Annotated in this window: 8 protein-coding genes and 1 pseudogene; 8 read left to right on the plus strand and 1 reads right to left on the minus strand. The window is 65.3% G+C overall.

Annotated features, from left to right (window positions below; genetic code table 11):
• From nuoH to nuoN, 7 genes and pseudogenes are all read left to right on the plus strand, one after another.
• Positions 1-1,254: an NADH-quinone oxidoreductase subunit NuoH gene (gene nuoH, locus AC5Y2L_RS14615; RefSeq protein WP_499936178.1), complete on the plus strand. Its 1,254-nt coding sequence runs from the start codon at positions 1-3 to the stop codon at positions 1,252-1,254.
• Positions 1,253-1,797 (plus strand): annotated as a pseudogene (gene nuoI / locus AC5Y2L_RS14620) (NADH-quinone oxidoreductase subunit NuoI); the annotation flags it as partial. The gene nuoH and the pseudogene nuoI, both read left to right, overlap by 2 nt.
• A 15-nt stretch (positions 1,798-1,812) precedes the next feature.
• On the plus strand, positions 1,813-2,628 hold the full coding sequence (locus tag AC5Y2L_RS14625; RefSeq protein ID WP_499936176.1) for an NADH-quinone oxidoreductase subunit J: 816 nt from the start codon (positions 1,813-1,815) through the stop codon (positions 2,626-2,628).
• A complete protein-coding gene (nuoK, locus tag AC5Y2L_RS14630; RefSeq protein ID WP_047313174.1) occupies positions 2,625-2,924 on the plus strand; it encodes an NADH-quinone oxidoreductase subunit NuoK in 300 nt (99 codons plus the stop codon). Before AC5Y2L_RS14625 ends, nuoK begins: the two co-directional genes overlap by 4 nt.
• A gap of 10 nt (positions 2,925-2,934) precedes the next feature.
• Positions 2,935-4,824, plus strand: a complete 1,890-nt coding sequence (gene nuoL, locus AC5Y2L_RS14635; protein ID WP_499935825.1) for an NADH-quinone oxidoreductase subunit L — start codon at positions 2,935-2,937, stop codon at positions 4,822-4,824.
• The gene (locus tag AC5Y2L_RS14640; protein WP_499935823.1) at positions 4,821-6,401 is read left to right on the plus strand and encodes an NADH-quinone oxidoreductase subunit M; all 1,581 of its coding nucleotides are present in this window, start codon (positions 4,821-4,823) and stop codon (positions 6,399-6,401) included. The genes nuoL and AC5Y2L_RS14640 overlap by 4 nt, the downstream gene beginning before the upstream one ends.
• Positions 6,398-7,993 (plus strand): NADH-quinone oxidoreductase subunit NuoN, encoded by a 1,596-nt coding sequence (nuoN, locus tag AC5Y2L_RS14645; protein WP_499935821.1) that lies wholly within the window; start codon positions 6,398-6,400, stop codon positions 7,991-7,993. Before AC5Y2L_RS14640 ends, nuoN begins: the two co-directional genes overlap by 4 nt.
• 322 nt (positions 7,994-8,315) lie before the next feature.
• On the opposite strand, the gene AC5Y2L_RS14650 is transcribed toward nuoN, so the two are convergent.
• The gene (locus AC5Y2L_RS14650) at positions 8,316-8,540 is read right to left on the minus strand and encodes a hypothetical protein (RefSeq protein ID WP_499944074.1); all 225 of its coding nucleotides are present in this window, start codon (positions 8,538-8,540) and stop codon (positions 8,316-8,318) included.
• Between the two features lie 504 nt (positions 8,541-9,044).
• Between AC5Y2L_RS14650 and AC5Y2L_RS14655 the strand changes: the two genes are divergently transcribed.
• Positions 9,045-11,105 (plus strand): serine/threonine-protein kinase, encoded by a 2,061-nt coding sequence (locus AC5Y2L_RS14655; protein WP_499936174.1) that lies wholly within the window; start codon positions 9,045-9,047, stop codon positions 11,103-11,105.
• Positions 11,106-11,121: the final 16 nt, after the last annotated feature.

The following is an 11,121-nucleotide window of genomic DNA, read 5'->3' on the forward strand; positions in this document are numbered from 1 at the left end:
CTGAACGCTTTTGGACACGACCCCTGGTGGCTGGTGCTGGGCAAGGCGGTAGCCATCTTCGCCTTTTTGATGCTGACGGTGCTGGTAGCGATTCTGGCCGAGCGTAAGTTGCTGGGCCGCATGCAGTTGCGGCCCGGCCCCAACCGGGTCGGTCCCAAAGGTGCGTTGCAGAGCCTGGCCGACGGCATCAAGCTGGCGCTCAAGGAAAGCATCACTCCCGGTGGCATCGACAAGTTCGTTTATTTTGCGGCGCCGGTCATTTCGGTGATTCCCGCGTTCACCGCGTTCGCCTTCATCCCGTTCGGCCCGGAGGTGTCGGTGTTCGGCTACCGCACCCCGTTGCAGCTGACCGATCTGCCGGTGGCGGTGCTGTTCATCCTGGGGCTGTCAGCGATCGGCGTGTACGGCATCGTGCTGGGCGGCTGGGCGTCGGGTTCCACCTATCCGCTGTTGGGCGGGGTACGTTCCACCGCACAGGTCATCTCCTATGAGGTCGCGATGGGGCTGTCGTTCGCGACGGTGTTCCTTTTCGCGGGCAGCATGTCCACCTCGAAGATCGTGGCCGCGCAATCCGGGGTCTGGTACGTCTTCCTGCTGCTGCCGTCGTTCGTGGTGTACCTGATCTCGATGGTGGGCGAAACCAACCGAGCACCTTTCGATTTGCCCGAAGCCGAGGGCGAGTTGGTGGCGGGCTTCCACACCGAGTACTCCTCGTTGAAGTTCGCCATGTTCATGCTCGCCGAATACGTCAACATGACCACGGTGTCGGCGCTGGCCGCGACCATGTTCCTCGGCGGCTGGCACGCCCCCTGGCCGCTGAACATGTGGGCCGGAGCCAACTCCGGCTGGTGGCCGTTGATCTGGTTCGTCGCCAAGGTATGGACCTTCATGTTCATCTACTTCTGGCTGCGGGCCACCCTGCCCCGGCTGCGCTACGACCAGTTCATGGCGCTGGGCTGGAAGCTGCTGATCCCGGTCTCGCTGGTCTGGGTGATGATCGCCGCGGTCATCCGCACCTTGCGCAATCAGGGCTACCCGCATTGGACCCTGCTGCTGGTGATCAGCAGCGTCGTCGTCGCGGCCGCGCTGGTGTTCTCGCTGCGCCGCCCGTTCGGGGTAACCAGCCCACGCGCCCGGGCCAGGGCGCTGGCCAAGCAGCACCGAGAAAGGGCCGAAAGGATCAGCGCCGCAGCGCCATTCCCGACGCCGCCGCTGCCGGCGCAGCAAGCGAGCAAGGAGACCATAGGTGCCTAAATTCCTGGACGCCGTTGCAGGCTTCGGCGTGACGTTCGGATCGATGTTCAAAAAGACCGTCACCGAGGAGTATCCGGAGAAGCCGGGCCCGGTCGCGCCCCGTTACCACGGCCGTCACCAGCTCAACCGCTACCCCGACGGTTTGGAGAAATGCATCGGCTGCGAATTGTGCGCCTGGGCATGCCCGGCCGACGCGATCTACGTCGAAGGCGCGGATAACACCGAAGAGCAACGGTTTTCCCCCGGTGAACGCTATGGGCGGGTCTACCAGATCAACTATTTGCGCTGCATCGGCTGCGGCCTGTGCATCGAAGCCTGCCCCACCCGGGCGCTGACCATGACCAATGACTACGAGATGGCCGACGACAACCGCGCCGACCTGATCTACGAAAAAGACCGGCTCCTGGCCCCGCTGCAACCGGGGATGACCCCGCCCCCGCATCCGCGAGCGCCCGGCGCCACCGACAAGGACTACTACCTGGGCAACGTGACCGCGCAGGGTCTGCGCCAGCCGCAGAGCGCCGGACTACAGGCCGGATCCGAAGCCGGAGAAGACCAGTGATCGTCACACTTGCCACCGACACCATCGTCCGCACCTCCACCGGTGAGGCGGTGGCGTTCTGGGTGCTCGGCGCGGTGGCGCTGATCGGCGCGGTCGGCGTGGTGCTGTCGGTCAACGCCGTCTACTCGGCGATGTTCTTGGCGATGACGATGATCGTGTTGGCGGTGTTCTACATGATCCAGGACGCCCTGTTCCTGGGCGTCGTCCAGGTGGTGGTCTACACCGGCGCGGTCATGATGCTGTTTTTGTTCGTGCTCATGCTGATCGGCGTGGATTCGGCGGAGTCGCTGAAGGAAACGCTGCGCGGGCAGCGGGTGGCCGGGGTGCTGACCGGGGTCGGGTTCGGGATCCTACTGGTCGCCGCCATCGGCAACGTGGCCACCGGGGGCTTCGTCGGGATGACGACCGCGAACGCCTATGGCAACGTCGAAGGGCTTGCGTTGCTGATCTTTTCGCGTTACCTGTGGGCATTCGAGCTGACCAGCGCCCTGCTGATCGCCGCCGCCGTCGGAGCGATGGTGCTGGCCCACCGGGAACGCTTCGAGCGCCGCAAGACCCAGCGCGAACTCGCCCAGGAGCGGTTCCGTCCCGGCGGGCGGCCCACCCCGCTCCCCAATCCCGGTGTCTACGCGCGTCGCAACGCGGTCGACGTGGCCGCCCTGCTGCCCGACGGCTCGTACTCGGGATTGTCGGTCTCCAAGATTCTGCGCACCCGCGGCGCCGACGGCCTGGAAGTGGAGGCGACGCCGCAGGCTCAAGCAGACACCGCCGCCGAACAAGAACCGCAACCCGTCCAGGGCGGTGCGTCATGAACCCGGCCAACTACCTTTACCTTTCGGCGCTGTTATTCACCATCGGCGCCGCCGGTGTGCTGTTGCGGCGCAACGCCATCGTGATGTTCATGTGCGTCGAGCTGATGCTCAATGCCGTCAATTTGGCGTTCGTCACCTTCGCCCGGATGCACGGGCACCTGGACGGCCAGATGATCGCGTTCTTCACCATGGTGGTCGCCGCCTGTGAGGTCGTCGTCGGCCTGGCGATCATCATGACGATTTTCCGTGCCCGCAAATCGGCGTCCGTCGACGACGCGAACCTACTCAAAGGCTAAAAACGCCAACATGACTCATTACACCTGGCTGCTGGTGGCGTTGCCGCTGGCAGGTGCTGCGATCTTGCTGTTCGGCGGCAGACGCACCGATGCCTGGGGGCATTGGCTGGGTTGCGCCGCCGCCCTGTCGGCGTTCGGGGTCGGCGCCACCCTGCTCGCCGGCATGCTCGGGCGCGACGTGGCGGACCGCGCCATCCACCAGACGGTGTTCAGCTGGATTCCGGTCGGTCAGCTGCAGGTCGACTTCGCGCTGCAGATCGACCAGTTGTCAATGTGTTTCGTGCTGTTGATCACCGGCGTCGGCTCGTTGATCCACATCTATTCGGTCGCCTACATGGCCGAGGACCCGGACCGGCGAAGGTTTTTCGGCTACCTCAACCTGTTTCTGGCCTCGATGCTGCTGCTGGTCGTCGCCGACAACTACGTGCTGCTCTACGTCGGCTGGGAGGGCGTCGGCCTGGCGTCCTATCTGCTGATCGGGTTCTGGTATCACAAGCCATCGGCTGCCACCGCGGCCAAGAAGGCGTTCGTGATGAACCGGGTCGGGGACGCCGGTCTCGCGCTGGGCATGTTCCTGATGTTCAGCACCTTCGGCACCCTGTCCTACGCGGGGGTGTTCGCCGCCGCCCACGGAGCCTCGCACGGCGCGCTGACCGCGATGGGGCTGCTGTTGCTGCTGGGCGCGTGCGCCAAGTCCGCGCAGGTGCCGCTGCAAGCCTGGCTGGGTGACGCGATGGAGGGCCCCACCCCGGTGTCGGCCTTGATCCACGCCGCAACCATGGTGACCGCCGGTGTCTACCTGATCGTGCGGTCCAACCCGCTCTACAACCTGTCGCCGGACGCGCAATTGGCGGTTGTCACCGTCGGCGCCGTGACCTTGCTGTTCGGTGCCATCATCGGGTGCGCCAAGGACGACATCAAACGCGCGCTGGCGGCGTCGACGATCAGCCAGATCGGCTACATGGTGCTGGCTGCCGGTCTGGGCCCGGCCGGCTACGCGTTCGCGATCATGCACCTGCTCACCCACGGGTTCTTCAAGGCCGGCCTGTTCCTCGGGTCCGGGGCGGTGATCCACGCCATGCACGAAGAACAGGACATGCGCCGTTACGGTGGCCTGCGCGCGGCGTTGCCCGTCACCTTCGCCACGTTCGGGCTGGGCTATCTGGCGATCATCGGGGTGCCCCCGTTCGCCGGCTTCTGGTCCAAGGACGCCATCATCGAGGCCGCCCTGGGCGCCGGCGACACCCACGGCTACGTGCTGGGTGGGGCGGCACTGCTGGGCGCGGGCATCACCGCGTTCTATATGACGCGCGTGATGCTCATGACCTTCTTCGGCGAAAAGCGTTGGGCCCCAGGACTACACCCGCATGAGGCACCCGGTCTCATGACCTGGCCGATGATCCTGCTGGCCGTCGGCTCGGTGTTCTCCGGCGGGCTGTTCATGGCCGGCGGCAGTTTGCAGCACTGGCTCGAACCGGTCGTCGGTGTACATGAAGAGGTGCCTCATGCCGTTCCGCGGCTGGTCATCACCGGGCTCGCCCTGGCCGTCGTCGCCATCGGAATCGTGGTGGCCTACCGGATGTACGGCGGCAAGGTGGAAATCCCCCGGGTGGCCCCGGTCCAAGTCTCCGTGCTGACCACCGCCGCACGCGCCGACCTGTACGGCGATGCGTTCAACGAGGAGGTGTTCATGCGCCCTGGTGGGCAGCTGACCAACGGGCTGGTCGCGGTCGACAACGCGGGTGTGGACGGCTCGGTCAACGCGCTGGCGGCGCTGGTGAGCCGGACCTCGAACCGGCTGCGGCGCATGCAAACCGGCTTCGCGCGCAACTACGCGTTGTCGATGCTGGCCGGCGCGGCCCTGGTGGTCGCTCTCCTGCTGGCGGTGCAGCTGTGGTGAGCGGCAACATCCCGTGGCTGAGCGTGCTCTGGCTGGTGCCGCTGGCCGGTTCCGTGCTGATCATCCTGCTGCCCCCGGCATTGCGGCAGTTCGCCAACTGGACCGGCCTGTTCGTCAGTGGTCTGACCCTCGCGGTGGCCATCGTCATCACGATCGGCTTCGACACCACCGACGGCGCCCCGTACCAGTTCGTCGAAAGCCATAGGTGGATACCGGCATTCGGTGCCGGCTACACGCTCGGCGTGGATGGCATCGCGGTGGTGCTGGTGATCCTGACCGCGGTGCTGGTCCCGCTGCTGCTGGTGGCCGGCTGGCACGACGGAGACGGCGAGCGCCCCCGCGGGGTGCACGCCTATGTCGCCCTGACGCTGGCCATCGAGTCGATGGTGCTGATCTCCGTCGTGGCGCTGGACGTGCTGCTGTTCTACGTGTTCTTCGAGGCCATGCTGGTCCCGATGTATTTCCTGATCGGCGGCTTCGGCCAAGGCGCCGGGCGGTCGCGCGCCGCGGTGAAGTTCTTGCTGTACAACCTGTTCGGCGGCTTGATCATGCTGGCGGCGGTGATCGGACTGTATGTGGTGACCGCGCAGCACGTCGGCACCTTCGACTTCCGACAGATCGTCACCGGGTTCCGGATGGGCTACTACCGCGCGGACCCCGCGGTGATCAAGGCACTGTTCCTGGGCTTCATGTTCGCGTTCGCCATCAAGGCCCCGCTGTGGCCACTTCACCGCTGGCTACCCGACGCCGCGGTCGAGTCCACACCGGCCACCGCGGTGCTGATGATGGCGGTGATGGACAAGGTCGGCACGTTCGGCATGCTGCGCTACTGTCTGCAGCTATTCCCAGACGCCTCAACATATTTCCGTCCCCTGATCGTCGCGCTGGCGATCATCGGAGTGATCTACGGCGCAGTCGTCGCGATCGGCCAAACCGACATGATGCGGCTGATCGCCTACACCTCGATCTCACACTTCGGCTTCATCATCGCCGGCATCTTCGTGATGACGACCCAGGGACAAAGCGGCTCGACGCTGTACATGCTCAACCACGGCCTGTCCACCGCGGCGGTGTTCTTGATCGCGGGCTTCCTGATAGCCCGGCACGGCAGCCGGACCATCTCCGATTACGGCGGGGTACAGAAGGTGGCCCCGCTTCTGGCCGGCACCTTCCTGGTTTCCGCCATGGCAACCTTGTCGCTGCCCGGCCTTGCCCCGTTCATCAGCGAATTCCTGGTGCTGCTGGGCACTTTCAACCGCTACTGGCTGGCGGCTGCCTTCGGCGTCACCGCGCTGGTGCTGTCGGCCATCTACATGCTGTGGCTGTATCAGCGGATGATGACCGGGCCGGTGGCCAACGGCAACGAACGGATCCGTGATCTGGTGGGTCGCGAAATGGTGGTCGTGGCACCGCTTATCGCGCTGCTGCTGGTGCTCGGGGTCTACCCCAAACCGGTACTGGACATCATCAACCCCGCGGTAGCCAACACCATGAGCACCATCGGCCAGCAAGATCCCGCGCCGCGCGTGCCGCCGGGTCAGGCCGCACCCCGCCCAGCCGAAGGACCGCGCCGATGACTCTGCCCAGCCCCAGCGTCGAATATTTTCTGCTGTGCCCGATGCTCATCGTCTTCGGGGTTGCGGTGGTCGGGGTGCTGGTGGAAGCGTTCCTGCCGCGGCGGGCGCGCTATCTGGCGCAGGTCATACTTGCTCTCGGCGGTCTGATCGCGGCGTTCGTCGACGTCATCCTGGTGGCCAGGTCGCTGCCGGCGTCCGGTCGCTCCGCGGTGTTGGGCGCCGTGGCCATTGATCGCCCGACCTTGTTCCTGCAGGGCACCGTCCTGCTCGTTGCGGTGCTGGCGATCATCTTCATCGCCGAGCGCAACGTCCGTGCAGCGGGGCAAACCGCCGCCACCAAAGAGGCTGTCGCGGTGGGGCATTCGGGCGCCCTGGATTCGTTCACTCCGCAGGCATCCGCAGTTCCCGGCAGCGAAACCGAACGCGAGGCGGAGCGCGCCGGAGCGGCCCAGACGGAGCTGTTCCCATTGGCGATGTTGTCGGTCGGCGGCATGATGGTGTTCCTCGCGTCCAACGACCTGTTGACGATGTTCGTTGCGCTGGAAGTTCTCTCGCTACCCCTGTACCTGATGTGCGGGCTGGCCCGCCACCGCCGCCTGCTCTCGCAGGAAGCCGCCATGAAGTACTTCCTGCTGGGCGCGTTCTCGTCTGCCTTCTTCCTCTACGGTGTGGCACTGCTGTACGGCGCCACGGGCACCCTGACCCTGCCGCTGATCCGCAAAGCGCTTGCGGCGCACGGCGATTCCTCACTGGCGCTGACGGGGGTCGCGTTACTATCGGTCGGGCTGCTGTTCAAGGTCGGCGCGGTGCCCTTCCACTCCTGGATTCCCGACGTCTACCAGGGCGCGCCCACCCCGATCACCGGGTTCATGGCCGCGGCCACCAAGACCGCCGCGTTCGGCGCGCTGCTGCGGGTGGTCTATGTGGCCTTACCGCCGCTGCACGACCAGTGGCGACCGGTGCTGTGGGCGATTTCGATCCTGACCATGACGGTGGGCACCATCACCGCGGTGAACCAGACCGACGTCAAGCGGATGCTGGCCTATTCGTCGGTCGCTCATGTCGGTTTCATCCTCACCGGCGTGATCGCCGACACCCCGGCAGGGCTGTCATCGACGTTGTTCTACTTGGTCGCCTACAGCTTCAGCACCGTCGGCGCGTTCGCCATCGTCGGCCTGATCCGCAACGCCGACGGCGTCGAGGACGCCGACCTGTCCCACTGGGCCGGGCTCGGGCAGCGCTCACCCATTGTGGGCGTGATGATGTCGATGTTCCTGCTTGCCTTCGCCGGCATCCCGCTGACCAGTGGGTTCGTCAGCAAGTTCGCGGTGTTCAAGGCCGCCGCCGAGGGCGGCGCCGTGCCGCTGGTGGTTGTCGGTGTGGTGGCCAGTGGGGTGGCCGCGTACTTCTACGTGCGGGTGATCGTGCTGATGTTCTTCACCGAGGGATCCGACGACACACCGTACGTTTACGCGCCGGGCATCTTGAGTAAGGCCGCCATCGCGGTATGTGCAGCAGTCACAGTGGTTTTGGGCATTTTCCCGCAGCCGGTGCTCGACCTGGCCAACCAGGCCGCCCAGTTGCTGCACTGAGCCGGTCGGTCGTCAAGCGGGGCCGAAGCAGATCCTGCAACGGGATTAGGTTGCCCGCCTTCTACTTTGGTGTCGAGGCTCTTTGGTGTCGAACAGGAGCGAAGACGTCACTCAATATACCTGGTCCGTACTGGTCGACAGGCCGTTGTCGCATGTCACGGTGACGTGCCAGGTCGTTCCTGTCTGGGGTCCAGGACGATCGAGCCTCGTCTCTGCCGAGCCGGTCACGGTGAAATTAACGGTGTCCGTGTAGTTCAGCGTGGTGGCGGGACCCGCGACCGCAACAGCCGTATAGACACAACCCACCGGAGGCTTGCCTGCGTTATTGGTAATCGACACGAAGGCGGGTATCCCACTGGGCCGGCCCTCGCCATACCATAACCTCAACTCCGAAGGCGGAGGAGGCGGCGGTGCCGCCGTCGGTGGTTGTGCCGCGGGGGGTGCCGCTGCGGGAGGTGCCGCCGGTGGTGGGGCTTCCGGCGCCGGGGGTGCCGTCGGATCCGGTGTCCACTCGTCGGTCGAAACGAGCGAAAAGCTCGTCGACCACGTGGCGCTCGTCCCCGTTGTGCCGCCAAGAGCCATGCCTGGCTCGCCCGGCGCCGACACGATAACGCCGACCGCAGCCGTTACCGCTGCAAGCGCAGGCGTAATGAGAATGCCAGGGCGCCGGTACCACGGAGCGCGAGCGCACCGGAGCTCGTTGGCTGGTGACCTTACGGCTGCCTCATCGGGACGCGAGTAGCTGTCGAACATTTTCGCGCACGCCTCCTCGGTCAATAGCCCCCAAGGCGGGGTTTGCCAAAGTATACGAGCTGCATGGACACGTTAGGGCATTATTCAAACAGGGCGCACTATTCAGTGATGGACGAGCCCGCCGCCGGCGGCATGACTTCAAAGTCCCGAGGATCGCTGTTTTGGCCGAACCGGCCGCCCCCGGGGCACGCGTCGTCGTGAGCTCGAGAATTCCGCGTACCGGATTTGCACCTCGAATGCGGTGAGCCGGTTATGGTAATCGTCTGATCTAACGATGCATTTGCTCGGGAGGGTCACAGTGGACGGGATGCCGTTCGGCCGATACCGACTCGTCGAGTTGCTGGGCCGTGGCGGTATGGGCGAAGTCTGGCGCGCCTACGACACCACCATCGGCCGGGTGGTGGCGCTGAAAGTGTTGCCCGCCAACCTCGCCGACGACGAGACCTTCCAGGAGCGCTTTCGCCGCGAGGCACGCGCGGCGGCCACCCTGGACGAGCCCCACGTCGTCCCCATCTATGACTTCGGTGAGATCGACGGCCGCCTGTACGTGACCATGCGGCTTATCGACGGCCATGACTTGCAAGCGATCCTGGCCGACGGGCCGCTGGAGCCGCTGCGCGCCGTCGCCATCATCGAGCAGGTCGCGTCGGCGCTGCACGCCGCACACCGAGCCGGGTTGGTGCACCGCGACGTGAAGCCGTCGAACATTCTGGTCGCCGAGGATGACTTCGCGTATCTAATCGATTTCGGCATTGCCCGCACCGTCGCGAACACCTCCGGACTCACCGACACCGGCAAGGTGATCGGCACCTGGGCCTACCTGGCACCGGAACGGCTGACCGACGGTCAGGTCGAGCCGCAGGCCGACATCTACGCGCTGACCTGCGTGCTCCACGAGTGTTTGACCGGCAGCCAACCGTTCCCCTCCAACAGCCTCGAACAACAGATCGCCGCGCACCTCTCGAAACCGCCGCCGCGCCCGTCGGTACTGCGTCATGAACTTCCCGACGACGTGGATTCCGTCATTGCGAAGGGGATGGCCAAGAACCCCGAGCAGCGCTACTCGACCACCCGGGAACTGGCCAAAGCCGCGCGGGAGGCGATCACCGACCCGATACCCCGGCCTCGCCTCGTGCTGCCGCCCAGACCCCCCACTGTGCTGCCACCTAGACCTCCGCAGCCCGCGAGCCGTGATACCACCCGCCTCGACCCTGTGGACATACGGCCGTCTCCGCCGTCCCCGCCCGTTGCCCCGTTGCAACCGGCCATGGGCGATTCGCTCTCGCGAGATGCAACCACGGAGATCACCCCGGCCACCGCCCCCAAGCTGTTCCAACCCGCTCCGGATGTCCCTCCCCCGACTGGCCCGGTTAAAAACCGCAAAGGTCGCGGCATCGCAATAGCGGCCGCACTAGTGGTGGTAGCCGCAGCCGTGGTCGTCGTCGCCGTAGCAGTGATTGGCCGCGGCGATGGCCGCAACTCGGTCGCCCCCAGCCCATCCGGCACCGCATTACCCAATAGCGGACCCTTCACCGGTGTATACCGCGTCGACTTCGGCTCGGAGAACACCCTTTTCGGAAAAGCTCTCGACAGCAGCACGGCAAGCAGTACCTTCAACGTTCGTTCAGCGTGCGGATCGAACGGCTGTGTGGCGGTGGCTCTCACTTCCGCACCGTCGGTGATCCAAAAGACGCTGGTGTTCGACGACGTAGGCGGGAACTGGCTCTCGGTGGGGGTCGCAAACGGAGTACCAAATTCTCTGTCGCCCGGATTTCTCAAGAGTTGTAAACAGGGCAACTTCGTCGATATCTGGGAAGTGATCACGTTACAGCCAAATCCTGACGGCACTCTGTCGGGCCAATACACCGCTGCCAATCAGCACGACTGCGGCGCCACACGAACCGTAACGTTCACCCGAACCGGAGACGTCGATGTCGGCAGTGTGCCCGACCCGGGAAGCCAAGCCCGACGGGTCGTAACGCCCGCCGAAGGTTTTCGCGGGCATTACCGCCGGACATTCACCTGGCCGGGCAGGCGCGCTCCGACCGTCAGCGAGACTAACGTCAAGACGCATTGTCTGCGCACGGGCGATCGCTGCCTGAGCTACTTCCACGACGCAAACAGCGCGGATGTGATGATTTTCGCCGACGGGAAGTGGACGTGGAACACCGACCACGACTACGACTGCTCACCCACGCAACGCACCCACAACACAGGCAATGCCGAATATCCGCTGCCGGCAGGTGCGCCGAATCCGATTATCCTTCTGACCGGACAAGGACACAGCGAAGTTCCGCCAGGCAACGCGTGCAGCGGTAGCTTCGACTTCCAAGCGAAATACGAGCGTATCGGCGACTAGTCCTGATGGTGGCGAC

The sequence above is a fragment of the Mycobacterium sp. NGS66 genome, from assembly GCF_059812225.1.

What these genes read in the sequence shown, in the direction of transcription:
- nuoK (WP_047313174.1), top strand. Translation starts at nt 2,625, where the DNA reads ATGAACCCGGCCAACTACCTTTACCTTTCGGCGCTGTTATTCACCATC.
- nuoL (WP_499935825.1), top strand. Translation starts at nt 2,935, where the DNA reads ATGACTCATTACACCTGGCTGCTGGTGGCGTTGCCGCTGGCAGGTGCT.
- nuoN (WP_499935821.1), top strand. Translation starts at nt 6,398, where the DNA reads ATGACTCTGCCCAGCCCCAGCGTCGAATATTTTCTGCTGTGCCCGATG.